The 25,438-nt window shown below is 41.8% G+C and carries 24 protein-coding genes, 1 other RNA gene and 1 pseudogene; 13 read left to right on the forward strand and 13 right to left on the reverse strand.

Features of this window, described 5'->3' with window-relative positions:
* Positions 1-45: 45 nt before the first annotated feature.
* The 3 genes from ACSLBF_RS09475 to ilvY form a co-directional block, all read right to left on the reverse strand.
* On the reverse strand, positions 46-1,800 hold the full coding sequence (locus ACSLBF_RS09475; protein WP_440053174.1) for a DUF4856 domain-containing protein: 1,755 nt from the start codon (positions 1,798-1,800) through the stop codon (positions 46-48).
* Positions 1,801-2,086: 286 nt separating this feature from the next.
* Entirely contained in the window at positions 2,087-2,782 is a 696-nt protein-coding gene (locus ACSLBF_RS09480; RefSeq protein WP_440053175.1) for a winged helix-turn-helix domain-containing protein, read from the reverse strand.
* Between the two features lie 68 nt (positions 2,783-2,850).
* Positions 2,851-3,744 (reverse strand): HTH-type transcriptional activator IlvY, encoded by an 894-nt coding sequence (ilvY, locus tag ACSLBF_RS09485; RefSeq protein ID WP_440053176.1) that lies wholly within the window; start codon positions 3,742-3,744, stop codon positions 2,851-2,853.
* Positions 3,745-3,854: 110 nt separating this feature from the next.
* Between ilvY and ilvC the strand changes: the two genes are divergently transcribed.
* The 4 genes from ilvC (at position 3,855) to ACSLBF_RS09505 (ending at position 9,857) form a co-directional block, all read left to right on the forward strand.
* Positions 3,855-5,327, forward strand: a complete 1,473-nt coding sequence (gene ilvC / locus ACSLBF_RS09490) for a ketol-acid reductoisomerase (protein ID WP_440053177.1) — start codon at positions 3,855-3,857, stop codon at positions 5,325-5,327.
* 239 nt (positions 5,328-5,566) lie between these two features.
* Positions 5,567-7,468, forward strand: a complete 1,902-nt coding sequence (locus tag ACSLBF_RS09495) for a methyl-accepting chemotaxis protein (RefSeq protein WP_440053178.1) — start codon at positions 5,567-5,569, stop codon at positions 7,466-7,468.
* A 254-nt stretch (positions 7,469-7,722) separates the two neighbouring features.
* Entirely contained in the window at positions 7,723-8,904 is a 1,182-nt protein-coding gene (locus ACSLBF_RS09500) for a tetratricopeptide repeat protein (RefSeq protein ID WP_440053179.1), read from the forward strand.
* The gene (locus ACSLBF_RS09505) at positions 8,904-9,857 is read left to right on the forward strand and encodes a M20/M25/M40 family metallo-hydrolase (protein WP_440053180.1); all 954 of its coding nucleotides are present in this window, start codon (positions 8,904-8,906) and stop codon (positions 9,855-9,857) included. The genes ACSLBF_RS09500 and ACSLBF_RS09505 overlap by 1 nt, the downstream gene beginning before the upstream one ends.
* Here the strand turns inward: ACSLBF_RS09505 and ACSLBF_RS09510 are convergent.
* Positions 9,773-10,102, reverse strand: a complete 330-nt coding sequence (locus ACSLBF_RS09510) for a GIY-YIG nuclease family protein (protein ID WP_440053181.1) — start codon at positions 10,100-10,102, stop codon at positions 9,773-9,775. The genes ACSLBF_RS09505 and ACSLBF_RS09510 overlap by 85 nt on opposite strands.
* A 177-nt stretch (positions 10,103-10,279) precedes the next feature.
* On the opposite strand from ACSLBF_RS09510, the gene ACSLBF_RS09515 reads away from it, so the two are divergent.
* A complete protein-coding gene (locus tag ACSLBF_RS09515; RefSeq protein WP_440053182.1) occupies positions 10,280-10,639 on the forward strand; it encodes an outer membrane protein assembly factor BamE in 360 nt (119 codons plus the stop codon).
* Between the two features lie 51 nt (positions 10,640-10,690).
* Here the strand turns inward: ACSLBF_RS09515 and ACSLBF_RS09520 are convergent, their stop codons facing one another.
* Positions 10,691-11,020, reverse strand: a complete 330-nt coding sequence (locus ACSLBF_RS09520) for an RnfH family protein (RefSeq protein WP_440056213.1) — start codon at positions 11,018-11,020, stop codon at positions 10,691-10,693.
* A complete protein-coding gene (locus ACSLBF_RS09525; RefSeq protein ID WP_440053183.1) occupies positions 11,020-11,454 on the reverse strand; it encodes a type II toxin-antitoxin system RatA family toxin in 435 nt (144 codons plus the stop codon). The genes ACSLBF_RS09520 and ACSLBF_RS09525 overlap by 1 nt, the downstream gene beginning before the upstream one ends.
* Before the next feature lie 141 nt (positions 11,455-11,595).
* On the opposite strand from ACSLBF_RS09525, the gene smpB reads away from it, so the two are divergent.
* Positions 11,596-12,078 carry an SsrA-binding protein SmpB gene (gene smpB, locus ACSLBF_RS09530; protein ID WP_440053184.1) on the forward strand — a complete coding sequence of 161 codons (483 nt, stop codon included), beginning with the start codon at positions 11,596-11,598 and terminating at the stop codon, positions 12,076-12,078.
* Positions 12,079-12,168: 90 nt separating this feature from the next.
* On the opposite strand, the gene fabB is transcribed toward smpB, so the two are convergent.
* Entirely contained in the window at positions 12,169-13,383 is a 1,215-nt protein-coding gene (fabB, locus tag ACSLBF_RS09535) for a beta-ketoacyl-ACP synthase I (protein WP_440053185.1), read from the reverse strand.
* Positions 13,384-13,561: 178 nt separating this feature from the next.
* Between fabB and mnmC the strand changes: the two genes are divergently transcribed.
* Positions 13,562-15,547 carry a bifunctional tRNA (5-methylaminomethyl-2-thiouridine)(34)-methyltransferase MnmD/FAD-dependent 5-carboxymethylaminomethyl-2-thiouridine(34) oxidoreductase MnmC gene (gene mnmC / locus ACSLBF_RS09540; RefSeq protein WP_440053186.1) on the forward strand — a complete coding sequence of 662 codons (1,986 nt, stop codon included), beginning with the start codon at positions 13,562-13,564 and terminating at the stop codon, positions 15,545-15,547.
* A 58-nt stretch (positions 15,548-15,605) separates the two neighbouring features.
* Here mnmC and ACSLBF_RS09545 read toward each other — a convergent pair whose 3' ends face one another.
* Positions 15,606-16,466: a flagellar protein MotY gene (locus ACSLBF_RS09545; RefSeq protein WP_440056214.1), complete on the reverse strand. Its 861-nt coding sequence runs from the start codon at positions 16,464-16,466 to the stop codon at positions 15,606-15,608.
* Positions 16,467-16,642: 176 nt separating this feature from the next.
* Here ACSLBF_RS09545 and rnt point away from each other — a divergent pair, with 176 nt between their 5' ends.
* On the forward strand, positions 16,643-17,320 hold the full coding sequence (rnt, locus tag ACSLBF_RS09550) for a ribonuclease T (RefSeq protein ID WP_440053187.1): 678 nt from the start codon (positions 16,643-16,645) through the stop codon (positions 17,318-17,320).
* Positions 17,321-17,329: 9 nt separating this feature from the next.
* Here rnt and ACSLBF_RS09555 read toward each other — a convergent pair whose 3' ends face one another.
* Positions 17,330-18,979, reverse strand: a complete 1,650-nt coding sequence (locus tag ACSLBF_RS09555) for a DUF342 domain-containing protein (RefSeq protein ID WP_440053188.1) — start codon at positions 18,977-18,979, stop codon at positions 17,330-17,332.
* A gap of 603 nt (positions 18,980-19,582) precedes the next feature.
* On the opposite strand from ACSLBF_RS09555, the gene ssrA reads away from it, so the two are divergent.
* Positions 19,583-19,939: a transfer-messenger RNA gene (gene ssrA / locus ACSLBF_RS09560) on the forward strand.
* A gap of 556 nt (positions 19,940-20,495) precedes the next feature.
* Here the strand turns inward: ssrA and ACSLBF_RS09565 are convergent.
* Positions 20,496-20,636, reverse strand: a complete 141-nt coding sequence (locus tag ACSLBF_RS09565) for a hypothetical protein (RefSeq protein ID WP_440053189.1) — start codon at positions 20,634-20,636, stop codon at positions 20,496-20,498.
* Positions 20,637-20,962: 326 nt separating this feature from the next.
* Here ACSLBF_RS09565 and ACSLBF_RS09570 point away from each other — a divergent pair, with 326 nt between their 5' ends.
* Together ACSLBF_RS09570 and ACSLBF_RS09575 are read left to right on the forward strand one after the other, a co-directional pair.
* The gene (locus tag ACSLBF_RS09570; RefSeq protein WP_440053190.1) at positions 20,963-21,169 is read left to right on the forward strand and encodes a hypothetical protein; all 207 of its coding nucleotides are present in this window, start codon (positions 20,963-20,965) and stop codon (positions 21,167-21,169) included.
* Positions 21,170-22,127: 958 nt separating this feature from the next.
* Entirely contained in the window at positions 22,128-22,745 is a 618-nt protein-coding gene (locus tag ACSLBF_RS09575) for a hypothetical protein (protein ID WP_440053191.1), read from the forward strand.
* A 47-nt stretch (positions 22,746-22,792) separates the two neighbouring features.
* Here the strand turns inward: ACSLBF_RS09575 and ACSLBF_RS09580 are convergent, their stop codons facing one another.
* From ACSLBF_RS09580 to ACSLBF_RS09590, 3 genes and pseudogenes are all read right to left on the reverse strand, one after another.
* Positions 22,793-23,473, reverse strand: coding sequence for a hypothetical protein (locus ACSLBF_RS09580; RefSeq protein ID WP_440053192.1), 681 nt, complete (start codon positions 23,471-23,473; stop codon positions 22,793-22,795).
* 43 nt (positions 23,474-23,516) lie between these two features.
* Positions 23,517-23,801, reverse strand: coding sequence for a YciI family protein (locus ACSLBF_RS09585; protein WP_440053193.1), 285 nt, complete (start codon positions 23,799-23,801; stop codon positions 23,517-23,519).
* A gap of 363 nt (positions 23,802-24,164) precedes the next feature.
* A pseudogene (locus ACSLBF_RS09590) lies at positions 24,165-24,398 on the reverse strand (integrase core domain-containing protein); the annotation flags it as partial.
* Positions 24,399-24,467: 69 nt separating this feature from the next.
* Here ACSLBF_RS09590 and ACSLBF_RS09595 point away from each other — a divergent pair.
* Positions 24,468-24,671 (forward strand): hypothetical protein, encoded by a 204-nt coding sequence (locus tag ACSLBF_RS09595; RefSeq protein ID WP_440053194.1) that lies wholly within the window; start codon positions 24,468-24,470, stop codon positions 24,669-24,671.
* 266 nt (positions 24,672-24,937) lie between these two features.
* Positions 24,938-25,264 (forward strand): hypothetical protein, encoded by a 327-nt coding sequence (locus ACSLBF_RS09600; RefSeq protein WP_440053195.1) that lies wholly within the window; start codon positions 24,938-24,940, stop codon positions 25,262-25,264.
* The last annotated feature ends 174 nt before the right edge of the window (positions 25,265-25,438 follow it).

Consider the following 25,438-nt stretch of genomic DNA (forward strand, 5'->3'; position numbering starts at 1 on the left):
TCAGCTCCGAAAAACTAACCTTTTATCTTTGTAAATTATTGAATATTACCAGTCAGCAACGATGTTAGCGTCAAACTCGTACACTTGCTGAAGAATATCACGTGCTTGATTAAGCTTAGTGATATATTCTGCTGTCGCAACTTCATCTGTGAGTACAGGTTTAATACCCATCAATTCATGAAGCTCTGCAAACTTGCCTGCATTAGCTGCTTTATTGAATGGTGATTCGGGATTGAACTGTAAGTTTAACGCAAAACCTTTCATCTCTGACCAATGCTTAGCTAGAGTTTCAAACTTAGCCGCATCATAGGTACCCGATTTCATCTCTTCTAGATCAGTTACCGTGTCATTAATGTAATGCACAACCGTTGCAGAAATTGATTTTTCCCACGCATCAGTTGCTGCTACGGCATACTCTTTCAGCTCAGTTAGCTGAGCGGCTGTCAACTCAGTACCCGCATTGTCAGAAATCAACTTACGACCTGCGAAAAATGCATCGAAAGCAGCTTTACTGTAATCAGTTTGGCCATCAGAACCTAAATCACGTTTAGCAGCATTGGTTGAGTTACCGAAGTTGTACTCTGAATTAAAGTCAATTTTGCCATCTGCGTTATAATCGTTGCTACCCTGCCATGCTTCGCGTCCACCTTTACCTGCAACTTCTTGATCTGTATAGCTTAAGTAGTTACGCGCAGCACCAAAGTAACCAAAACCCTCGTCCCACTGATGCTCAAGTGTGGTATACGCTTTTTCACCATACACATTGCTAGTTTGTAACCCTTTACCTTCAGTCGCGTTGTCTAGATAGTCATCTGCGCCCTGAGAGAATGCAACAGCACCATACAAGAACTTTTGCGTTAGCTGCTTAAGATCAACACCGTCTGCAGTTACATAAATACTGTCAATTTCTTGCCCATTTGGCGTTTGTGCTGTTGCGCTTTGCGCACGTGCTACAAGTTGATCGAACAAAGCATTCATCAAGCCATCAGGTGTGTTATTTTCAAGACCTTGCCAACCGACAAAGCTGGTGCCATCGGTCCAATTTTTATATTGAGTCTTTGCTTCACCTGGCGCTCCTGCAATTTTACCGTATAAGTCTTTATAACTACCTGAGATAGCCGCAAGGTTTGTTTGTAGATTTTCAGCAGTGCCTGTGAAAGTAATCGCAATTTGACCACTTAGGTTTTCGTATTCCGCTTCTGACATCTGATAGAACAAACGCAGCTTTTCACGTAATAAAACAGGTGTCATTTCGGAAGCATCAGTTACAAACTGGTCGCCACCGATATAATTGTATAATTCTTTAATCAACACGTGACGCGCGATTTGGCCAGAATAAGAGACGCTTGACTCGCCGCTCTCTGCATTAACAAAGTCATAGTCTTTGCTATCGGTAACATCAAACGTTACGGTTTGGGTAAATTCGTTATTTGCACTGTCTTTTACTTTAACTTCAAGTGAAACTTTCGGCTCTGTCTCATAGTTTAGCACCACGGCATCACTTAGCTTCAATGTATTAGCATCAATTGAAAAACGCGCATCAGTGGTTGAGAACGTAAATGTTTCGTTTGAATCTGCATCTGTTGCTGAAAGAGTACCAATTGTTTGACCAACTAGGTTCTCGTGTACTTCACCACCAAGCGTTAGCGTAATCGCCGTGGGCGCTTTGTTAGTGGTACCAGTATTACCGCCATCATTATCGTTGTTTGAGTTGCTGCTTGAGCCTGAACCACCACAGGCAGTTAAACCAAGTGTTGCAGCTAGGATAGATGTAGCTAACAGAGACTTCTTAAGTAACATTTTATTGTTCCTATGAAAATTATTCGTATTTGTATTCTCTAATTAATTGCAAATTATACACACATCTAAATAGCAATCAATATTATTTGCGTTGCCATGAAAACAACAATTATGGACTTTTCATTGCAGTTTTACATGTTCTTTACGTAGGAATCAGTGGGCAAGTTATGTAAAACACAGTTGAGGGGTAAAAGTTATCATAGGTAAGTAATCAGCATGCGGCGTGTGGGAAATTATAGCGCATGAAATAAAAAAGGCGCCTGAGCGCCTGCAAAAAATTGGGTATTCAGCCCCATACATCAGGAACAAACAAGTAACCCTTGCGCCAAATCGTTTTTATTTTTTCTGGTCGAGATGGGTTGTCTTGTAGCTTCTTACGGAGTCTTGAAACTCGAACATCGATGGTTCTGGTATCAGGTCGATAGAACTTTCCTAAAATTTGCTCAAACACATATTCTCGGTTTACGACTTTACCGCCGTGACTTGCTAACAACCATAGTAATTCAAATTCATGAGTTGTTAGATCTACTACCTCACCGTGATATTCAACCCGGCGTGCGTCTTTATCTATACTTAATTGACCAAAGGTGAGTTTGCTGTCTTGTTGCTGAAGTAGTTTATCTGACTGACCGCGACGAAGTAACGCATCAAGCCTTGCTCGCCACAGCCTAGGTTTGGCCGATTGAAAAATCACATCATCAGCACCAAGCTCCAAATATAAGCTATGTACATCCTCATCGTCTGTATTTAGGCTGACGATAATTGGCGCTTTAAGTTTACTTCTGAAATGATCTATCGAATCACCGTTTGGTAGCGATGCAAGAGATTGGTCCAAAATAACGCCAGAATACTCCTTGCAAGTTAAGTTATCTAGTTGATTCAAAGCTTCCAATTTTTCAACTTTGAATCCTTGTTCTTCAAGAAATTGCTGTTGCCTAGCAGACATATTCAGATCCGTTTGCGCAACCAAGATAGTAGACACGAATGCACCTCATTCATTACTAAACTGATAGATGGGCACAGTGTAGTCACGCTAACTGAATGGCTGCTTTACAGCTTAAATAATCCTTTAGCAGTACTCCAAAGTGCTTTTACCACCGGATCATATAACCTTTTTGTCTTAGTGACTAGTCCAATTTCAATTTCCTCAGACCTTAGTTGTAGTATTTGTACCTGGTTTTTAAAAGGACTCTGAATAATCACAATTTCTGGTACACAAGCGATACCAAAACCTAAACTTGCCAATGCAACCATTGCTTCGTGGCCCGACACGTGTGCATAAACTTTGGGAGTGAAATGATGATGCTTACAAAACCGGTCAATGCGTTCTTTTAACACACCGTGTTCTGGCATGATAAATGACAACTCCTGCCATGGCATAGCGCCTTGACTGTGCTTATCAATGGTGCTTTTTAACGGGCAATCCATGGTTGGACCAATGAAAACCAATCTAGAACGACCTATCGGCAAATATTCAATCCCTTGTGGTAAGTGCCGAGGTTTTACGGCAACCGCGACGTCCTCTTTACCACTGGCAACTTCGGCAATGGAATGAGCCGGGTCGCCAGTAATTAAATTAAGCTCAATGGCCGGATACCGTTGACGAAACTCAGAAAACAAATCGTAAATAAAGCTGTAAGTTGCTGTTACTGAGCAAAATAGGCTTAGCTCACCTGTCAGTGGCTTATTGTCGTCAACACATTCACTTTTAAATTGTCGCCAATTTGCCAGCGTCGATTGGGCATAATTTATAAATGCTTTACCATGTTGAGTAAGCTCTACAGAGCGGTTATCACGTAAAAAGAGGGCTGCGCCAACTTCTTCTTCCAATTGTTTGATTTGACGACTTAAGGTAGGTGGACTAACAAAACACCTTTCACTGGCGCGCGAAAAATGCAAGGTATCAGCCAAAGCGAGAAAATACTGTAGTTGTTTATGGTTCATAACCTTTCACTTTTTGAAATACTATACTTCAAATATATCATTTTACGCAATCACACTTCCCCCCTAATCTGGACGTAACAACTAAATACCGTTCAAGAGTAGGAACTAACATGTCGAATTACTTTAATACCTTACCACTACGTGAGCAATTAGCTCAGCTTTCTCAATGCGAATTTATGGACCCTAAAGAATTTGAACAAGGTGTCACGGCGCTTGAAGGCAAAAAACTCGTCATTGTAGGTTGTGGTGCACAAGGTTTGAATCAAGGATTAAACCTTAGAGATTCAGGTCTTGATGTGAGCTATGCGTTAAGAGCATCAGCCATTGAAGAAAAACGTCAATCTTACCTTAACGCCAGTGAAAATGGCTTTGTTGTTGGTACGTATGAAGAGCTTATTCCAACCGCTGATCTCGTGCTTAACTTAACACCGGACAAGCAACACTCAGCGGTAGTCAGCGCGGTTATGCCGCTAATGAAACACGGTGCCACATTAAGCTATTCGCACGGCTTTAATATTGTTGAAGAAGGCATGCAAGTACGTGATGACATTACGGTTATTATGGTTGCGCCAAAGTGTCCTGGTACTGAAGTGCGTGAAGAATATAAACGTGGCTTTGGTGTCCCTACCCTCATCGCTGTACACCCAGAAAATGATCCTGAAGGCAAAGGGTTAGAACAAGCCAAAGCTTACGCAGCTGGGACTGGTGGACACAAAGCAGGAGTTTTACAGTCTTCTTTCATTGCCGAAGTAAAATCTGATTTAATGGGTGAACAAACCATCTTATGCGGTATGTTGCAAACTGGTTCTTTGCTATGTTTCGACAAAATGGTTGAAGAAGGAATCGAACCTGGTTACGCATCAAAACTGGTTCAGTACGGCTGGGAAGTAATTACCGAAGCGCTAAAGCACGGTGGTATCACTCATATGATGGACAGGTTGTCTAACCCTGCCAAGCTTCGTGCCTTTGAGTTAAGTGAGCAACTAAAAGAGATTATGCGCCCTCTTTACAACAAACACATGGATGACATCATTAGTGGCGAGTTTTCTAAAGGCATGATGGCTGACTGGGCGGAAGACGACGCTAAACTACTTTCTTGGCGCGCAGAAACCGCTGAAACAGCATTCGAAAAACAAGTTAATTGTGACGAAGAAATTCCAGAGCAAGCATTTTTCGACAAGGGAATTTTAATGGTCGCGATGGTGAAAGCGGGGGTTGAATTAGCGTTCGAAACCATGACCGCTGCAGGGATCATTGCAGAGTCGGCCTATTACGAATCACTGCACGAAACGCCTCTAATTGCGAATACTATTGCACGTAAAAAACTGTTTGAAATGAATCGTACAATTTCAGACACCGCAGAATATGGCTGCTACTTATATAATCATGCGTGTTTACCATTACTTAAACCATTTATGGCATCAATAAGCAGTGCAGACATCGGCGAAGGCTTGACCACTGAATCTAACTACGTTGATAACCAACAACTGATTGCAGTTAATAAAGCACTACGTTCCCACCCTGTTGAAAAAGTGGGTGAAACACTGCGCGGATACATGTCTGCAATGAAAAAGATTGTTTAACAAACGTATTACCTGATTTGGGTTACATGGCGGAGTCCATTTAATCGAAACCTTTCGCTTGTTAGTAACCAAGGCCTAAATTTCTCCCTGGAATGAGGGCCTTATTTTTTGCCCTATTACCGCTTTGTACTTAAATCTAAAGCAAAAAACACCATTCTGTTAACCTATTTCGATAGTTTATCGTGCATTATTTACTATGATAGAATTATTGGTTCCACGGGATTAATGACACATAGAAAATGCAAAATACTGGTTTATCAATCACTCAGCGAATAACTTTGCTCGGTAGCATCATTGCTATTTTGGTTGCAGTACTCATCGGGTTTACATCGGTATACAGTGCCAAAACAATGACTCAGCAACGAATGCTGGGCTCAGAATTGCCGAGCAAAGTTGAAAGTATCAACAAGTCACTTCAGCTACAAATCGACACTTTGAAAAGTGCCGCACAACAGCTCTCTAGCAACCGTTTTATAGTCCAAAGCGCAACCAATAACACACTTGACGAAACACTGCTAGTTGAAGAATTAAAGCGTATTACACAGCAGTATAATTTGGTCACGGCTTCTTGGGCTAATCGTAATACTGGTCACTATTGGAACCAAGAAGGCTTTTTGAGAAAGCTAAATCGCCAACAAGACAACTGGTTTTTCGCCTTTACACAAAGCGCACAGCCTTATTCAATCAGTATTTATCAAGAATCGCCTGGTGACGTAAAAATGTTCGTTAATCATCAGCAAGTCAATGGAATAGGTCTTGCTGGACTGGCAAAAAGTATTGATGACATGCAGCGCATGCTTGTTAATTTAAAAATTGAGCAGTCCGGCTTTGTCTTCGTGGTAAATCGACAAGGGCGCGTGCAGCTTCACCCTGACGCCAGCATGGTTGCAAAAGCTACACTCGCAGATTTTTACGGTGTCGAAGGCAAGTCCTTCTCGAGCACTCAGCAATTTCTCGTTAAAGAGCTCATGGTCAATGGAAATGCCAACCTGGTTGCCGCAAGTCCGATCCCTGACACCGATCTTCTGGTCATTGCGCAGGTTCCGACCAGTGAAGTTTACAGTGCTACCACAAAGTTACAGTGGCAAATAGTGACTTTTGCCGTTGTCATCGCTGTGATTGCCAGTTTGGTCAGCTTGTTGGTTTCGAAAAACCTAAGCGCGCCAATCAATAAAATGGCTGAGTTATTTGCTCAATTAGGCAATGGCAAAGCACAATTAAATTATCGCGTACCTAACGCGAGTCAACCTGAATTACAGGCTCTTGCTGGGGGATTCAATCAATTTATAGACAAAATCGAAGAAGCGATTAAGCTAGTTGCTGCTGAAAGTCGCTCAATCCGCCAAAGTAGTGAGCAAGTCTTTAAACAGAGCCAGAAAAACTCGCACTCGTTAAATGACCAAAAGACACAAACTATTTCTGTTGCTGCGGCAATCAACCAAATGGGCGCTACGGTTCAAGAGATTGCAGCCAGTGCCACTAATACGGCAAAGTTAACCGAACAAAGTAAGACTTCAACTCAACAAAGCCGACAAGGCGTCCAACAAAGCCAAGAAACGCTTCATTTGCTCTCTACTGATATCGATAACATGGCGGAGCAAGTTGCTAGCTTGGTGGAAAAAACGCGCTCAATTGCCAATATCGTAGACGTGATTAGAGCAATTTCAGAGCAAACCAATTTGCTTGCACTTAATGCAGCCATTGAATCTGCAAGAGCCGGTGAACATGGTCGTGGCTTCGCGGTAGTTGCAGACGAAGTACGAGCATTAGCAAATAGAACTTCTACATCAACGGATGAAATTCAAAATACTATTTCTGAATTAACCCAAGTTTCTGATGCGGTGGTCGCGCAGATCCAGCGCTCTAGTTCACAAGCAGAGCAAAGTGTTGCAACGATGCAGACTTCCGTCGATTTAATGTTGGAAATTTCCGAAACGGCTAATCAAATAAATGATATGACTGCACTTATTGCTACCGCAACGGAAGAACAAAGTAACGTGGTGGCTGACGTGGGACGCAACATTGAGCAGATCAGTGAAATTAGCGATATGGTCATGAATGAACAACTAGAGACAGAGCAAGCAATTGCTCGTCTTTCAGAGTCTGCTAAAGCACTAGATGATTTAGTCGCCAGTTTCTAATACAAAAAAGGTGGGCCAACTCTCGCACCCACCTTGCTATCTCCAAGTACTGATTTAACAAAAACCCGACCTATGCATTCATATTTCGTAACAAAACACTGACGAAATTGTGCAGACTTTGTACTAAATTTAAGGTACTAGCTTAAATCAATTCGAATTTTTAACCGTTTTAGCAATCAAGGGACATGTAAATGTAAAAATGGTTGATGCTTTTACCGCTTACAGGTTTGTAGCGTATTGGCTTTGGAGGCGTAATGAAACTACAACTAATAGTACCCTTAGTAACCTTGGTTCTGCTAACTGGCTGCCAATCTTCAAAATCAGTACAAATTGACCACACGATTGTAAATTCAACCAATAAATTTACTCCACATGCGGTAGAGACTAGAAGTGATGTGTTTAACTTAAACGCGGATATTCGGAGTAAACTGGACTTTTATTTTGGTCAGAATAATGGCTTAAAAATGGCCGACTCCTTAATGGATTTCTTAATCAACAGTGGAGATGCATCCTTAGCTTATCAATCCGGTGCCAATTTAACCGCTAGCCAAGCATTTTATAACCTTAACGCCAACTGTCTGTCTCTTTCTATATTGTCATACTCCATCGCCAAACACTTAGGCTTACGCACCCAATTCCAACGTGTAGATATACCTGAGTTTTGGGATCGAAGTCGTGGCTATAGTCTACTCACCGGTCACGTAAATATAAAGGTATCGGAGTACGACACTTCTTTAGATAATGTGAACACTCTATACACTAACCCTAGATCTGCCACCATTGATTTTGATCCAAACAGTCGTGACCAAGGCTTTGATACTCACGCCATCACGTCGGACAGGATATTGTCGATGTTTTATAACAACAAGGGAGCGATGGCGATGATCGCCGAGCAATTTGATACGGCTTATAGTTATTATAAAGCGGCTATCCAAGCAGATCCTTACCATGATGGAACTTGGGGAAACTTAGGGGTGTTATATCGACTCACAAACCAATACGAGCTGGCTGAGCGCGCTTATGAGCAAGCTTTGGCACTTAATAGCGCCAATCGTAATGTGTTAGGTAATTTGGCAAAACTTTATCGCCTGACTGACAGAGTACAAATAGCAGAAAACATTGAGTCACGTATTCACCACGCCAGACAACAAAACCCGTATTATCAAATCGTGCTAGGAAATGAAGCGTTGCAAAAAAACGATTACGATAAAGCGTTGAGACACTTTAGGGATGCCAGAGCGTTAAATAATAAAATTCATGGCGCCTATTTCGGAATGGCCATGGTTTATTACGCTCAGGGTGACATGTCTCGCACTGAAGATTATCTGCAACGAGCGTTTAACACCGCAGACTTTACACACGACCAAAAACGCTACGCAGGGAAACTTGCAATGCTAAAAAGTGTCGCTAAATATCAGCCGAGAGAAGCCAATTAATGCTGCGTACCATTTCGGCGATGCTGTTCGCCCTTTTCTGTGGTGCAACGCAGGCAAGCCTACCTCCGCAACGTCAAGCCAGTGGAACCGTAACTTCCACTGGCTTTAACTTAATAAATTCGTTGCAACTACTTACCAGTGCCGAGCATGCAGGCCGAAAAGCAGGAGTAGAACAACCTAACGTCAGCGCCCGTTACATTTTCAATGAATTTAAAAACGCAGGCGCTGTGCCGTCTTTTCAAAGCTTTAGGTTTAGCAAAGGATTTTTTTCTTCAGCTTCTGGCCACAACGTTGTCGTCACTTTACCTTGCACCATTATTGATTGTGAAGATGACATACTGATCTCCGCACATTATGACCATTTGGGCACTACAGGAAGCAGATATTATCCAGGTGCAAATGACAATGCTTCTGGCACAGCTGCGCTGCTTTATTTAGCTCATCAATTGGTTGATCAACCACTGAAGAGAAACGTTCATTTGGTTGCCACCGATGCAGAAGAAAGCGGCTTGCATGGCGCTAAATTTTATGCGAATCAGTTAGCGGTTAACCATAATATCGCAATAAACATCAATTTAGATATGCTGGCTGTCGGCAGAAATAATAGACTTTACGCACTACTTTCTCGTGGCGCACATGAGTATAAAACAGCTTTAAGACATCTAACGCCTGCTCTAATCAACCTAACTGTCGTGTTGTCTAACCGACAGATGGAACGCTACAGTAATAACCCGCGCATAGATTGGCATAAAGCCAGTGATCATTACGCTTTTTATAAGCAAGGCATCCCGTATATTTACTTCGGTTCGGGAGACGATAAACACCACCACAAGACAACCGACACCTTAGATAACATAGATTTAGCCCGCTATGAAGACGCAGTTAAAACCATTAATGACTTTATTGCGTCATTAGCTGTCGCCCCTTTGCTGGCAACAAATCGTTCTTTTTGAACTCGGGTTAATTGCTTGACCTGCCACTCAAGTTTTGCTGCTGTCGACTTATCCGCAACTGGATATTCAAAAAGCAGTTTGAGCGGTCCTTTTCCACGCAAGTTTTTCGCCCCTTTGCCACTTTCATGCTGCGCAACACGTCTTTTAACATCTGTCGTGATCCCTGTATACCAATGACCCAGTTTGGTCTCAACAATATACAAATACCAGGACTCTATTGAACAGCCGTTTAGTTTATTTCCCATCACTTGTTAACTTCAATATCTGAATAGCTTTTAGACGAATAGAATGCATATCTTTGATTAACCGAGTAACAGTGAGAACTTTTTGCCTATAAGCGTGTCCAAACCCATCAAAGAAGCTTTACCTTCTCTGTGCAATCGGTATCATGCAATCAACGAATAATAAGGATACACAATTTCATGCTGTCTAATAAAACCCTTTCTGTATGGCTCAGCGCTGTAATGATGACTGTTTTTTTATCTAGTTGTTCAAGCTGGATTTATCGCATCAATGTGCCACAAGGTAATTTCTTAGAGCAGTCGGACATCGACAAACTGCGAGTGCAAATGACCCGTGAGCAAGTACTTTACGTGTTAGGCACTCCACTTGCGAAAGATGCTTTCAACGATAATGTCTGGCACTACAGATATGTCTATAACATTGATAGAGAGTCGGAAGTTACTCAGTCATTCACTGTTTATTTCGAAAACGACAAGTTAGTACGTATCGGCGGTGACTTTAAAGAACCAGAAGAATTTAACACTCCGCTGGATATGTAATTGATTGCGCTCTGTTAGCGAATAAAAAAGGGGATTGATCAATCCCCTTTTTTATTCGCCAGACTTTAGTGGTCTGCCACCAGTGATCTTATTCGCTCTGCCTTCTTCTTTGGCTTTATCTGCTCTACGTCGACGAGCTTCTTTCGGGTCTGCTATCAACGGGCGGTAGATCTCAACTCGATCCCCTTCTTTTACCACTTGATGTAATTTACAAGTACGGTTCCATATCCCCAAAGTTAAATTTGTCGGATCAATTTCTGGGCATTTATCTAAAATCCCGGATTGCATAACCACTTGCTCTGCAGATGTTCCTTCTGGCACATCCGCCAACAATACAGTTTGCTTATCTGGCAACGCGAACACCACCTCAACCTTTATCATCATCTCACTCCATAAACGCTTTTTGCGCGCTGAGTAAATGCAGCGACCATGTTTTTTGCTACTTCATTGAAAATTTTACCAAAAGCCATCTCAATTAATTTACTGGCAAACTCGAACTCTAATTTCAAGCTCACTTTACAGGCCTGTTCATCAAGCTCAGTAAATTCCCAATAGCCATGTAATGATTTGAACGGGCCATCGACAAGGCACATTTTTATCTTGTTTCCAGCGAACTCATTTTTGGTCGTAAACCATTTCTTTAAACCTGCTTTAGATATTTCTAAGCTGGCTGTCATTCCCGCTGCATTCTCGTCAAGAACCTTAGCATTAGTACAATGCGGCAAAAATGCAGGATACGAATCGACATCATTCACTAAGTTAAACATTTCCTTGGTGCTATACATCACCAAAGCACTTTTTTCTATCTGTGGCATAGCAACTCCAAACTCTAATAGGCGGATTTTACCAAGGTTTTAAAGATTTATCTTGTTTGGGAGCTATGACTAAGTAAAAATACGCGTCATCGTATAAAAAGCGCTGTCTTAGCAAGCAATTTGTAGGTAAACTAAGCCATTATGGCAAAGAAAAAATCAAATAAATCAAACAGCAATACCATAGCGCTCAACAAAAAAGCGCGTCATGAGTATTCATTACACGAAAAATTCGAAGCGGGTGTCGAGCTACAAGGCTGGGAAGTGAAAAGCATCCGAGCCGGCAAAGTTAATATCTCCGATACGTATATCCACATCAAAAACGGCGAAGCGTTCTTGTTAGGTAGTCAAATACAGCCTCTCAACAGCGCCTCTACGCACGTGATTTGCGATCCAATGCGGTATCGTAAACTGCTGCTCAATAAACGTGAGATCAATCGTTTGATCGGTGCAACCGAACGTGAAGGTTACTCGTTGATTGCAACGGCCATGTATTGGAAAAAGTGCTGGGTAAAATTAGAGTTCTACCTTGCTAAAGGTAAGAAAATGCATGATAAACGTGCCGATATTAAAGACCGAGATTGGTCTCGTGACAAAGAACGCTTAATGAAGCACAACACGCGTTAAATTTCACTTTCATAAAAAAACCTCACGAGCATGTGAGGTTTTTTTGTATTGATATGCACCATAAGTTGCATATCAATCACTGAGAATCTATTACCCTTTATACTTTTGCATTACTAACGTAGCGTTAGTGCCACCAAAGCCAAAACTGTTTGACATTACCGTGTTTAGCGGTCCGTCACGACGTTCTGTAACAATATCTAAGCCTTTCGCTTCTTCATCTAGCTCGTCGATATTGATTGAAGGAGCAATAAAGTCATGCTCAAGCATGAGTAATGAGTAAATTGCTTCGTGTACACCTGCTGCACCAAGCGCGTGACCTGTCATCGCCTTGGTTGCGCTGATCGCTGGAGAGTTACTGCCGAATAATTCTTGAATCGCACCAAGCTCTTTTACATCACCTACTGGGGTTGACGTACCGTGGGTGTTCAAGTAATCGATCGGCGCATCTAAACCTTGCATCGCTTGTTTCATGCAGCGCACAGCACCTTCACCTGATGGTGCTACCATGTCATAACCATCTGACGTCGCGCCATAACCTACGATTTCAGCGTAAATGTGCGCACCACGGGCTAAAGCGTGTTCTAATTCTTCGACAACCACAATACCGCCACCGCCAGAAATAACAAAACCATCGCGGTTTGCATCATAAGTACGTGATGCAGCTTCTGGGTTGTCATTATATTTTGTTGACAAGGCACCCATCGCGTCAAATTCCATCGCCAATGTCCAGTGAAGCTCTTCACCGCCACCAGCAAAAATAACGTCTTGCTTGCCAAGTTGGATTTGCTCAACCGCATTACCAATACAGTGTGCTGACGTCGCACACGCTGAACTGATTGAGTAATTTACACCTTTGATTTTAAATGGTGTCGCCAAACATGCAGAAGTCGTACTTGCCATCGTGCGCGGTACCATATAAGGGCCAACACGTTTAACGCCCTTCTCGCGTAGAATATCAGCAGCTTCGACTTGATACTTTGATGAACCACCGCCTGAACCAACGATTAGACCAGTGCGTTCATTTGACACTTGTTCTTCAGTTAAGCCTGAATCTTCAATCGCTTGGGCCATTGAAATGTAGGAAAATGCAGCTGCATCTCCCATAAAGCGGTGCGCTTTACGGTCAACTAGAGCTTTAACGTCGATATCAATTTTACCAGAAACCTGGCTACGCAAATTGTAATCCGCGAACTCTTGGTTAAAAGCAATGCCACTTTTGCCCGCTTTTAGTGACTCTAATACTTCTTGCTTGTTGTTGCCGATGCTAGAAACAACACCGATCCCCGTAATAACGGCTCTTCTCATGGGTAATTCCCTTAGAACTTTACTAAATTATGTGTATTCTACGCTGAAATGATATTATAAGTGGTCAGCTTTCCAGCGTACACTCGTACTCTGAACTTAAATTGGCAAAAATGCAACCTGGCTATTGCCTTTATTGACAGTAAAATACCGCACAAACGAAACAAGTAGAAGTACCCTGATGATAAGAAACGCTCAAATACACTTCAACGATGCCGGTACACCCGTGGCAGACAATTTTGACGATGTTTATTTTTCCAATGATGATGGTTTAGCTGAATCTCACTATGTGTTTTATTCGCAGAACCATATCACCGAGCGGTTACACCATCATGACCGAACACGCTTTGTTATCGCTGAAACAGGCTTCGGTACAGGACTGAATTTTCTGAATGCTTGGGCGCAATTCAAACAAAAAGCGCAAGACGCTAAGGTCAAACAACTCCACTTTGTGTCGTTTGAAAAATTTCCGATCCACCTTAACGATTTAATTAAATCACTACAGGCTTGGCCTACCCTTAAAGCCTTCGCTGATAAACTCTGTGCGGTATATCCGATCGCCTTACAAGGCTGTCATAGATTGGAGTTTGACCATGGTGCTGTCACTCTTGATCTGTGGTTTGGAGATATCCATGATAACTTGCCACAGCTAAGCTATGGTGCCGAAGGGTTTGTAGACGCTTGGTTTTTAGATGGTTTTGCACCTAGTAAAAACCCTGACATGTGGCAACAAAGCCTATTTGATGCCATGGCTGCACTAAGTCGCGATCATGCGACGTTTGCCACTTTTACCGCAGCTGGCTTTGTGAGGCGAGGATTACAACAAGCGGGCTTTGATTGTAAAAAAGTTAAAGGATTCGGCCGAAAGAGAGAAATGGTGGTTGGCAGATTAGAAAAAGCTAATCAGCAACATAACACGCCGTTATTCTACCAAACAGCACCACGCAAACTCGAAAACGTTGCGGTGATAGGCGGTGGCATAGCCAGCAGCTGCTTGTTATATCACTTGGCCAAAAGAGGTATTTCTGCCACTTTGTATTGCCAAGATAACGAGCTAGCCAAAGGTGCTTCTCATAATCGCCAAGGCGCACTTTACCCAAATTTGCAAGCAGACTTCACGCCACCCAGTGAGTTTTACGCACACAGCTTTTTATATGCAAAACGGCTATATGATACCGTGCTAAAGGCTGGCTTTAACTTTGCACACAACTGGTGCGGTGTGCTATTGCAAGGGGTTAATGAAGCTAAACAGTCACAACACCAAAAATTAATTGAAAAATCACAATGGCCTGAAGCTCTCATTCATTTTGTGACCCCATTGCAGGCTTCAAAAATTGCAAATGTTACTCTACCGTACAGTGGTTTGTTTATTCCTGAAGGCGGTTGGTTAAATCCCGCAGAAGCAACTAACGCGATTTATCAACATGCAAAAACTCTTACTGACATCAAAAGCCACTTTGATACCGATATAGAACACATTGAAAAACGTGAAAATGGCTGGTACTTGCAAAGCAGTGGGCAGGAGTTCGGCCCGTATAGCGACGTGTTCGTTTGTGCAGGAGAGCATTCTGACCGATTTGAACAAACACGGGATATCCCATTACACGGTGTACGTGGACAAGTTTCTCATATCAAAGCGGGTCCAGAGTCCAGCAAACTCGCAACCGTTTTATGCCATAAAGGCTATTTTACGCCTGCATATGAAAACCTACATTGCATGGGAGCAACCTTCGACAAAAATACCAAAAGCCGTGAAGTTACCGACCAAGACAACCAACTTAACCGCACCCAACTTATGGGCTTTTATCAAGATACTGAGTTTGCACAAAGCTTGGGAGATGTCACCAGCGCCAAAGCCGCGGTGCGTTGTTGTTTTAACGACCATTTGCCAATGCTTGGACAGGTCCAGCAACAAGATGACTTTACTAGCGCCTTCGCTAATCTGAGAGTCGGTAAACAGTATGGCTTTGCTAATCCAAACTTACCACATGAAGGATTGCATATCATCACAGGCTTCGGAGCGAGAGGGCTTTGCAGTGCGCCACTGGCGACAGAGCACTTGGTATCCGCTATTTTGGCTGAACCTAGACCATTGAGTGAACGAGTACATCAAGCTATTCACCCTGCTCGCTTTATGGTTAGGGAGCTAATTCGTAATAAGATTTGAGGTTAATTACGAACACAAAGCGCATCAAAGGTCCGTTTGCTGCGCTTCAAATGGCCGATTAAGGCCGAGCTATTTGGATCACTACACGACGGTTTTTACGCCGACCAATTTCATTGGCATTCGTGTCTACATGACGTTTTTCGCCAAAGCCGTCAGTTAAGATCTTGTCTTCAGCTACCCCAAGACTGGCCATGTAGGTTTTAATCGCCTCCGCTCTTTTTTTGGAAAGTACTAAGTTGGTTTCTCGTCCACCATGACTATCGCTGTATGCCGATATCATGATTTGTTCAATTAATGGATCATTTTTCAGGTACTCACCTATCATATCCAAGCGTTTTTGCGATGACTTGGTAAGCTCACTAGAATTCTTTTTGTAATTCATCACAGTAAAGGCAATATCTTCAAAGCTAAACGGCAATAGGTTGTCACGACATTGTAGAAAAGCCCAATACGCTTGCTTAAAATTCACCGACGACAACGCAACTGAAATTCGGTCCACTTTATTATGCCAATCTTGATAATAAAAAGTTGGGTAGTAACCTTTTTCAAGCTCAGTCAACAATTCCCACGCGTAATCATTGCCTAGTTCCCCATCGAACTGCTTCAGTAATTTCATTTGACCTAGCGTTCGCGCTGCTTTACCCGCACGCCATGCAGGCGGGACGGATTCTACACCAGCAAAACTGTACCCTTCTGGCTGTACTACCATATCAAGATTAAAAGTCAGTGCTTTGTTTTTACTTGCTGTTGAAGTAAAAATGGCATCACCATAGTACGGTACTTCATGATTCAACTCACAAGATAGACGATTCTTTTGATCAACAACCCAATGCGATGAATCGGCTTCGGCAGCATATTGCCGCATTGCCGCACTTGCAGGTGTACACACCACAACAGCACCAAACGCTAAAGAGATCACACTTTTATCGAGTCTTACCACTTTTCACTCCAATATATTGGCACTACTGATGCACAAATTCGATTAATAGAAAGCAAATACTGTACCAACTAACTCTACAAACTACTGCTATGGAACTCGCATCTTTGCATTGTATCAGTATAATAGGCCGCTCAATTTCCCAAACCAAGAAGATTATGTCTGACACTGAGCACACGCTATTTTCAAAACGCTTTCGCGGCTTCTTTCCTGTAGTTATCGACGTTGAAACCGCAGGCTTTAATAAAAATACTGATGCCTTACTGGAAATTGCGGTTACCACGCTAAAAATGGATGACGACGGCCTATTAAGTTTAGATCAGACTGTACATTTTCATGTTGAACCTTTTGAAGGCGCTAATATCGAGCAATCCGCTATCGAGTTTAACGGTATTGACCCTTTTTCAGCGCTACGTGGCGCAGTAAAAGAAGAACATGCTATCAAAGAAATATGTAAAGCGGTACGCAAAGCGCAAAAAGCCGCAGGCTGCCAACGCTCAGTTGTCGTGGCGCATAATGCGGCTTTTGACCATGGATTTTTAAACGCAGCGATTGAACGTAACAATATTAAACGTACACCATTTCACCCGTTCGTCAGTTTCGACACCACTTCTTTGGCGGGCCTCGCGCTTGGGCAGACCGTATTAGCTAAAGCATGTCGCGCAGCAGGCATTGAGTTTGACAACAGCCAAGCGCACAGCGCCTTGTATGATACTGAACGTACCGCTGAGTTGTTTTGCCACATCGTTAATAAGTGGCAAGCTTTAGGTGGCTGGCCGTTGTCAAAAAACGAAGAAATAGCCGAAGAACCAAATAACGAAAAAGACTGCAATTAAGCTGTCTTTTTAAGCAGGCACCTTACTCGTGGTAAATTGCTGAGTAATTTTTCCTTCATGCAACTTTACGTAGTTGGGTGGATAAATTCGCGAAAACGACTTTTTATCTTTGGCGATGCAAACTTCTGTACCGGGATGCATAAGCTCATTGACCGTTACACGGCTTAGCCGCAACATACGAGCAATCTTCTGCTGAACTAATTTAATGTTGCGCTGATTTCGTGCATAGTGCTGACTTATCTGCTTTTCTCGTTGTTCTAACTTAGCAATATATTCATCACGCTTTCTTGATGCTGGCGACATTATTGCCTTTGCTTTCGCTTGAGAAATCGCTACGGCTTTGCTAGCCAGAGCCTTTTCTAAGTCCAAAAAGCTTTTGTGCTTTTCTTGCAATGAATCGAACCCTTGGGCAATTGCAATTCTGGTTTTTGTACCTGATGGTGCTCCGAGCTCACCGGTTTCAATACGCATAGCATCCAGCACATTACCACCGATTAATTTACCCCGCGGTATTTCACCTTTACCTACTTTAATCAAACGACGGGCAGATAAATCGCAATGCAGCGCTTGGCGCTCGATTAAGATATCTTGCTCACTTTCGATATGACAATACTGAGCATAACCCACCGACAAGTTTCTTCTGGACTTCAAAATGCAGGAGAAAGGATCGGCGGGATCAGCACGTTTTCTGCCAATTACACCAAGTACAATAGTCAATGCGCCTTCACATTCGATGTGCGCAGACTCAACAAAACCGATGACTGTAACATCACCAGTGGCTTTGACCTTCATGCCGTCTTTAACGTCACCGCTGACAATAACACTGCCATCAAACTCCACATGACCTGTGGAAACATCGATGTTCTCATAACACAACACGTCGTCGACACGTATTCCACGAGGAATAGCAACGGGTACCCCTTTGGAATCAGCTATGAGTAGGTTGTGGTTTTTGCTGTCTAGTTTGGTGCCATCTGAGATTTCTAGATCTGCGTCTTTTCCGGGGGTTGGCTCTATTATGTCACCGAATACGGTGTAACCTTTTTCGCCTTTGGTTGCCGGAATCTTTTTCATTAGTGGACTACCAGGCTTAACAGTAATTATCGCCCCGAGGTCTCGCATATCGACCTTACCACCAGACTTTTCCTGCGGGCTCAACACTCTGTCCTGCGCTGTCATACACAGGCGAATAAAACGTGCATCATCACCGTCTTTAGCGGACTGTCCATGGGCAACAATTCCCGAGTACTCTTCACCAGGTGACTTTTCGAATTGTAGTCCTAACAAAGCGTCCAATGCTTGAACATTAACGCCTTTTTTTACACCTGCGTCTCGCAACGCACGCTTAGCTTGATGCATATTCACCATTTTTCCGCCACGAGCTGTGCGAATATGTGCTTCAGCGAGCATATTATCTTCGAGGACTTTAATAGAAATAAAAGCATTTACCGCACGGCCAACGGCAAGAGAGTCTTTTTCGGGAAATTCAGAACCATTAAACAGTTGACCCACATTCGCGTCGAGAATCTCGCAATCAGCATATGGCGAGTCCTCAATCAGCTCAATTAACTGAGAAGCACTTGCTGGAAAACCAGACTCTGTTGGATGAGAAACCAGATATAAATATCCCTCATCTTCATCGAAACGAAATAGTGACATCCACGAACCCTGAAAAACAATACAAGTTTATTGTTATAAATGCAGTGACCTTATTTGAGCACAACGTCACCAGTTTGTTAAGCTTAACTAGCACTGAAATGCAACCAAATATAAATGAATGTAAACAAGGTTTGCTTAATAAACATCCAAGTCTTTATTATTTCTAAATTTATCGGCAGGCCGAATTAACACTTTAGCACCTTGTTTTGCTGAAGGCTGCACTAGATTGCATTTTTTATGATCATTTTTACCTAAAAAGCCACCGTGACGCATATAAGTTGTGCGCTACCGCCCTTTGATTTAAATTCGTTGCCAATTAACGATATGCGTCCATGAATAACGCTTTAAATTAGTGGCCGTTATTGGGAAGTAAATGCCATGCAGATATAATTGTTACAATGGCAGTCAACAGCCATTACCTTCTATATTCGCCATAAATTTAGCAACTTAAGTGATAAATTCGTCGAGATAATAAGCAAATGATGCAGTAATCCACTCAATCACCACTATTTCCCTTGATAAGTCATTGTAAAGGCCCCATTGATATGTATAATGCCAAGCAGAGTTAGTTGCCCAGCAACAAACAGGTACTGAATTTATTCAGGGGCTGATTAGGATTCGACGGGATTCAAGAAGCCTAAGGTGCATGTCGAGGTGCGGCTGGCCTCGTAAAAAAGCCGTATTTAAAGTAATCGCAAACGACGATAACTACGCTCTAGCGGCATAATAGCCCGCTAGCACTCCTCCACGAAATTCTTGTGGTTCTGGTTCTGGAGTGTCACCCTACACAAGATCGCTACGGAAACCCTGGCCGGGGTTGAAGGGCTAAAACTAAGCGGCCTCGCCTTTACTTATCGTGTTCGTCCGAGATTTAAAGGTTAACCAATAGACGATACTAAACATGTAGGACCGAAGGTCGACGCTTTCCGGACGGGGGTTCAAATCCCCCCAGCTCCACCAAATTTTAGCGTTTTAAAACAGCCAGTTAGAGATTAAAATCTTTGACTGGCTTTTTTGTTTTTAGTGCCAACAGCCACGTTCCAACCTCAATTTTTAATAAGAAGTTTATCAAGGCTAACCTGCGAATATTCAGCTATGCAGCCCTCCCCACCAATTAAAAGCATCTTCGTATTATGCCAAAGCGGTTGAGGTTGTTGTCGACTTATACCAACCCAATTAATGAAGTGATCAATTTTGAGGCAAGGAAAACTTGGCTATTTAGTTGTTCTAAATAAAATTTTAACGCGACTAACGTCAGGTTTAGCTCCTCAAAATGATGAGTTATTAATGAGGATTGGTATCACGCCAAGTAATGCCAATCAAGCGCTGCCTTTCGGGCTCAACTGAGTGCGCTTTGTTCACTTTTGCTTAGATCACTGGACGATAAGTAGAGCAGCGCGAGCAAATCCCACTAAGAGAAACAGCTCCAGCAGGGAGCGAAGTGGCTGTCCTTTTCCTCCATCCTACCAATACCAATTGAATGTTGACTCAACAGTCACCCCAACTAATTTGTTCTTTATAGACAGGGCGTTAAGTATTCCAAGCAAAGTGAAATATCATTGGCGATACGTTTTGAAAAAACGGTTTTATCGTTCTCATCATTAACAACAATGACGTGATTATTTGAATGTAAATCGATACCACAGTAAAGTGCCATAACAGCCTCCGGTCAGTCTTGGTTTGGGCACATAGCTAACAAACGCCCCGGAGGCTGACTAGAGGATTATCAGATCTTGCACTTTGCCAAAAAATTAAGTGTGGAGAGGGCAAAAAGCAAGATCTGACCCCAGACTTTTTTCATATCCAAAATTCTGTTGAACGTCCCTTCGGACTGCTTTTTTTATCGCTCCTTTACGTCATTCTTCATAATTATGCCACTACAGCACAGCCTATAAAATTGAGATTCACCCACACGGAAACTTTACATCTGTACCTATATAGTTTAATTTCGATAACGAACTTATTACAAAAAGGAAGCTTATAATGAAAGTACAATTAAAAAAGAAAATGCTAAAGCGTCTTGTGAACAATGATGAGAAACTAGATCAGCATGCAACGCCACTGATTGCCGGTGGTTTTGGTAGTAATTATGGTACAGGTGGTAATGGTGGTAATGGTACTTGTAACCCACGTGGCACGGTAGCGAATCAGCCACATGAAACAATATCAGATGTAGGTATTACATTCTGATTGGCAATGTAAAGCCAAAAAAGCCTGAAGATAACCTCAGGCTTCTGAATATTGTTTACTAATACGACCCAATCGCTAGTAACTCAACCTCTAAAATATGTAATGAACCCAGCTCAATTTTACTTGCGGCCGCTATCGCCATAACCTAAATCGAGGCTAATGAAAAAGCGGAATTTGTCCCATTCTTTCAATAACTGTACCTCTTCTGCACATCCTAGGAGCACTTGATTCAAACCATAGCTAATTGGGTTATCAAGCAAAGTGCCGTGATAATGCACTTTTACATTCTTGGTTGAAATTGGGTGCGTCGCTTTGCGGCTATACGGTGCTGATTACTTTTGTGATTTATACTATTTGTGTACTAGTCCTACTAGCATCAAAATCACAACCAATTAAATGATGTGTTGAGATATCGGACCATTTTTCTTTGTATCATAATCGAGAACCAAACTGAAAAGGACTTTTAAAAGAATCTTTAGGGCCCTTCCGAGGAGTATGCTGGACACTGAAAAGAACTAGAAGCCACCTGAAAAAGCGCAATAACGGCTTTAATTATTACGTCCTTACTGATTGAATGGTAAGCATAGAAATTGTCGGTAACATTGCGGCCCACGTGGACTCTATCTCCAGTAACGTAAAACAGACTTAACTAACAAAGCACAACAACACCTCAAGGCTCTTTAATTTAATTGTAATTACGCGATTTCGGTTTAGTTCCTGATCATAGCCTGTGCACAAGCGATGATATTTGAAGCCCCTCATATAATCAAACTTCCCATTTAAAATCAAAAACTTGGATTAAAACCTTAAAAAAATATATAACTTTTTTGACCCTTCCTTATTTTTTGCACATTTGCCTTCCATTTTATACCTAAGCAAAACAGTTTAACGCGCAGAGCTAAACCTATTTGGTAAAAAGCGCGCGACAACCTTAACCCACAATAAAGAGAGAGTTACTATGAAACGTTCAATTATCAACATTGCGATTGTCACCACAGCCCTTACAGCGTTGACCTTAAGTGCAGATGCTGAAGCTAGAAAAGGCAAAAAAGGTCCTCGCAAAGCACCGGAAGTTATATTTAACAAACTAGACGCAGATCAGAGCGGCACACTTACCCTAGACGAGTTGCAAGCAAATAATTCAACCAAAGCTCAGAAAAAACTTGAACGTACTGACAGCGATAGTAGCGGTGAAATTGAGCTCACTGAATACTTGGCAAAACAACGCCACAGTCGCGATTTATCCGACTTGGCTGTCGAGATTGTAGAGTGTGTACAACAAACAAAAGACGCCGGTGAATCGAGTAACATTGTGGTACCAAGTATTGATAAGTTTGCTTCACCGGAGCAGAAGTTCGCGCAACTTGATTCCGATTCAAACGGCGGGATAAGTGTTGTAGAAATCACCAACTCACTTGCAGCGCGCCATGCTGAGGGCTTTTCCGCGATGGATAGCGACAACAGCAATGACGTAACGCTAAACGAATTTATTCAACATGGCGAAGCTAAACACGCTACTAAACAGGCCGTTAAAGCGTGTATTGATAGCTTAGTAAATGCCGTTGAATCGATTTAAGTCGGTTAGTTATGAGCTGCCTTTCACCTTGTTCTGGCAGCTCAATGCTATACCAGTAATCCTCGTAATGCTCTTAACTCGTTATGTAGTTCTTCTTGAGTTATGTCATAACTGCGGTAATTGTCGCAGTAAAGAGTGATGAGATCTAATACATCCCTAAAATGTTCATCAAACGCGTCATTGACACCATTGTAACGGTGTAATCTGTTCAATGTTAACAACGTTTGCGCAATACGCTGTATCGAGGGTGCACTGAATATTCCCTCTCCATCCAGAGCGTTAGGGTTGTTTAAGTATGAATCGATAAGGTGCTGATAACTTGTTTTATGTGCATGTTCGGCGTCTGGGCTGCCGTTCGCTACTATCACAATTTGGTCGAGTAACCATGGTGGAAGGTCAGTAGGCTGTGGACGTTGAATTAAGGAAGCTGATTGAAATGACACCTTGGTATCGTCGTCGCTAAAAAGGGTAATGATAGGCTTGTTCACAGACTTAGGCGTAATAACAACGCTTGCTAATACAAATGGCATGCTTAGCTCATCATTTCCCCAATCTTTGCTCAAACTATAGTGAATATGTTCAAGCTGGAGTGCTGCTATTTCATCAGGATAACCTTCGCGACAAAAGTAAACACTTGAGTTTGTTTCGCCAAGACATAATGCACGAATTAGCAGCGGCTCTGTGGTAGCAAATAGATGTAGTTGATCAGAACATTGTTTACTGTTCATGGTACTAGCCAAGTTAAATATACCTAATCATAGTTATATGATTTTATAAGAGAAATGCCAACTCATCAGAAGCTTTCGTTGGGATAATTTCTGTGATTTCGTAGCTTGCTAACGCTTCTCTGTAGAACGGATCTTGAGCTAGTATGTTATTCAATTCTTCACGATTACCTATGGTTGAAAAAATTACACCACCTGTTCTTGGTTCCTTGCGACCTGATAAAATAAAGTGCCCTTTGGCGTACTGTTCATTAAGGTATTCGATATGCTCAGGAATAAAACGATCCACTTCTTCTAATGAAGCTTTATAAACTAACGAAATAATAAACATAAAAATCCTTGTATAAACCTTGTTACAGTTATGAAGCTTGGTTACTTCACTTTATTAAATTACTTATTTTGATACTGAGAAAACGCCTATTCCAATTGAGTATTAACGCTTCAATTTTGTTTCGGTACTATTTGTTTAGTTCCAATCAGTCCCATTTATGCCAATCCGCTTAACTAATTGGTCTATTTTGAAGCAAGAAAACCTTGTCGATAGTTAGGCAAAAATTTCGTTATTTAGTTGTTCTAAATTAGAAATTTTTAACGCAGCTATCGTCAGGTTTAATATTTCAAAATGAATAAGTGTTATTGTGGATTGGTATTATTGCCATAAAGATCTTGAAACACAACCACTGTTCCGTATATCTCAATTCTTGGTTGTTCTATAAATGTCACACCCTTGGTTTTTATGAGTGCGTTCTTCGTTGTAATCTAATCGCCAGAACCACACCATTTCTTTCACTTGATTGATACTTGCAAACAAGCAAGCATCTAAAAATTCTCGTCTAAATGAGCCATTAAACCGTTCAACAAACCCGTTTTGCTGTGGTTTGCCAGGCTGGATATAAACTAATTCGATGTTATGTGCTTCACACCAATTGTAGTGGCACAATAAATTTGACCACCTGATTAGAGGTGATAGAATCACCATAACTGATTAGGTGCAAATATGACAAAAAGAACTCGTCCAACTTATTCTCCTGAATGTAGACTCGTAACCAAACCGAACCAAACTGGACAGGCACTTTTAACAGAAGCTTTAGGGCACTTCCGATTGCAATTTGCTGCCCTTTCGATTGGCTATGATAAAAACAACTTTGAAACAATGAAAAATGACGAACTCGATCGTCGGGCTTTTTGCTCATTTGATTAAATTTAGATATGCAAGCGCTACCCGACTACAACTCAAGTTTTTAGCCAGCTTTATGAGGTATTAAAGCTTATGAATAAGTTAAGCAAATAGCGTTTCGCTGGTTTTGATGCTCCTTAGTCGCTTTTCACACTGAAGTTAAACTACCAGCTTTATAAAACAATAATTGACTATCGCAACAAGTTGCTTTGCACGTAAGTCTTTACATTTTAATCTTGATATATATCATTTAACTTAATGAAAAACCGAACTTTTTAAAAGAGCTTAATATGAAAAAAATTTTTGCATTAATACTTGTACTCTGTTCCCCGTTCGCGCAGGCAGAAAGATTTAGTTTGCCTCATTTCAAGCCTGCGTCAGTTGCGGTAGCAGATGGATACCTCCAGATAAGACTTCCTTATGACATAGACTCTGATTTATGTTCAAACAAAAGAACTATTGTGATTAGAGATACTCACAAATACTTTAGAGAATATCTAACAATAGCAATGACAGCACATGTATCTGGTAAGAAACTAGCAGTGTCTATTATGGGACCATGTTTAACAAGAAACAGCTGGTTTCAAATTGCGGATGTTATGGGGCTAACAGACTAATATCCTCAGTATTTTTCCTTTAGAAAAATAAAACTCATACTAAATCTCTATAGCTTTTTAATCTCACCATAGAGGGGGTTTAGATATGAGTTTTCTTTTCATCATATCAATAGGATATACACCAAGATGGCTTATATAAAAATTTTTAACCTACGATGAAAACATAAGAAATCG

It is taken from the genome of Pseudoalteromonas sp. T1lg65 (genome assembly GCF_051930985.1).
Classification (GTDB): domain Bacteria; phylum Pseudomonadota; class Gammaproteobacteria; order Enterobacterales; family Alteromonadaceae; genus Pseudoalteromonas.

What these genes read in the sequence shown, in the direction of transcription:
- ACSLBF_RS09475 (WP_440053174.1), bottom strand. Translation starts at nt 1,800, where the DNA reads ATGTTACTTAAGAAGTCTCTGTTAGCTACATCTATCCTAGCTGCAACA.
- ilvY (WP_440053176.1), bottom strand. Translation starts at nt 3,744, where the DNA reads ATGAACCATAAACAACTACAGTATTTTCTCGCTTTGGCTGATACCTTG.
- ilvC (WP_440053177.1), top strand. Translation starts at nt 3,855, where the DNA reads ATGTCGAATTACTTTAATACCTTACCACTACGTGAGCAATTAGCTCAG.
- ACSLBF_RS09495 (WP_440053178.1), top strand. Translation starts at nt 5,567, where the DNA reads ATGCAAAATACTGGTTTATCAATCACTCAGCGAATAACTTTGCTCGGT.
- ACSLBF_RS09500 (WP_440053179.1), top strand. Translation starts at nt 7,723, where the DNA reads ATGAAACTACAACTAATAGTACCCTTAGTAACCTTGGTTCTGCTAACT.
- ACSLBF_RS09505 (WP_440053180.1), top strand. Translation starts at nt 8,904, where the DNA reads ATGCTGCGTACCATTTCGGCGATGCTGTTCGCCCTTTTCTGTGGTGCA.
- ACSLBF_RS09510 (WP_440053181.1), bottom strand. Translation starts at nt 10,102, where the DNA reads ATGGGAAATAAACTAAACGGCTGTTCAATAGAGTCCTGGTATTTGTAT.
- ACSLBF_RS09515 (WP_440053182.1), top strand. Translation starts at nt 10,280, where the DNA reads ATGCTGTCTAATAAAACCCTTTCTGTATGGCTCAGCGCTGTAATGATG.
- ACSLBF_RS09520 (WP_440056213.1), bottom strand. Translation starts at nt 11,020, where the DNA reads ATGATAAAGGTTGAGGTGGTGTTCGCGTTGCCAGATAAGCAAACTGTA.
- ACSLBF_RS09525 (WP_440053183.1), bottom strand. Translation starts at nt 11,454, where the DNA reads ATGCCACAGATAGAAAAAAGTGCTTTGGTGATGTATAGCACCAAGGAA.
- smpB (WP_440053184.1), top strand. Translation starts at nt 11,596, where the DNA reads ATGGCAAAGAAAAAATCAAATAAATCAAACAGCAATACCATAGCGCTC.
- fabB (WP_440053185.1), bottom strand. Translation starts at nt 13,383, where the DNA reads ATGAGAAGAGCCGTTATTACGGGGATCGGTGTTGTTTCTAGCATCGGC.
- mnmC (WP_440053186.1), top strand. Translation starts at nt 13,562, where the DNA reads ATGATAAGAAACGCTCAAATACACTTCAACGATGCCGGTACACCCGTG.
- rnt (WP_440053187.1), top strand. Translation starts at nt 16,643, where the DNA reads ATGTCTGACACTGAGCACACGCTATTTTCAAAACGCTTTCGCGGCTTC.
- ACSLBF_RS09555 (WP_440053188.1), bottom strand. Translation starts at nt 18,979, where the DNA reads ATGTCACTATTTCGTTTCGATGAAGATGAGGGATATTTATATCTGGTT.
- ACSLBF_RS09565 (WP_440053189.1), bottom strand. Translation starts at nt 20,636, where the DNA reads ATGGCACTTTACTGTGGTATCGATTTACATTCAAATAATCACGTCATT.
- ACSLBF_RS09570 (WP_440053190.1), top strand. Translation starts at nt 20,963, where the DNA reads ATGAAAGTACAATTAAAAAAGAAAATGCTAAAGCGTCTTGTGAACAAT.
- ACSLBF_RS09575 (WP_440053191.1), top strand. Translation starts at nt 22,128, where the DNA reads ATGAAACGTTCAATTATCAACATTGCGATTGTCACCACAGCCCTTACA.
- ACSLBF_RS09580 (WP_440053192.1), bottom strand. Translation starts at nt 23,473, where the DNA reads ATGAACAGTAAACAATGTTCTGATCAACTACATCTATTTGCTACCACA.
- ACSLBF_RS09585 (WP_440053193.1), bottom strand. Translation starts at nt 23,801, where the DNA reads ATGTTTATTATTTCGTTAGTTTATAAAGCTTCATTAGAAGAAGTGGAT.
- ACSLBF_RS09595 (WP_440053194.1), top strand. Translation starts at nt 24,468, where the DNA reads ATGACAAAAAGAACTCGTCCAACTTATTCTCCTGAATGTAGACTCGTA.
- ACSLBF_RS09600 (WP_440053195.1), top strand. Translation starts at nt 24,938, where the DNA reads ATGAAAAAAATTTTTGCATTAATACTTGTACTCTGTTCCCCGTTCGCG.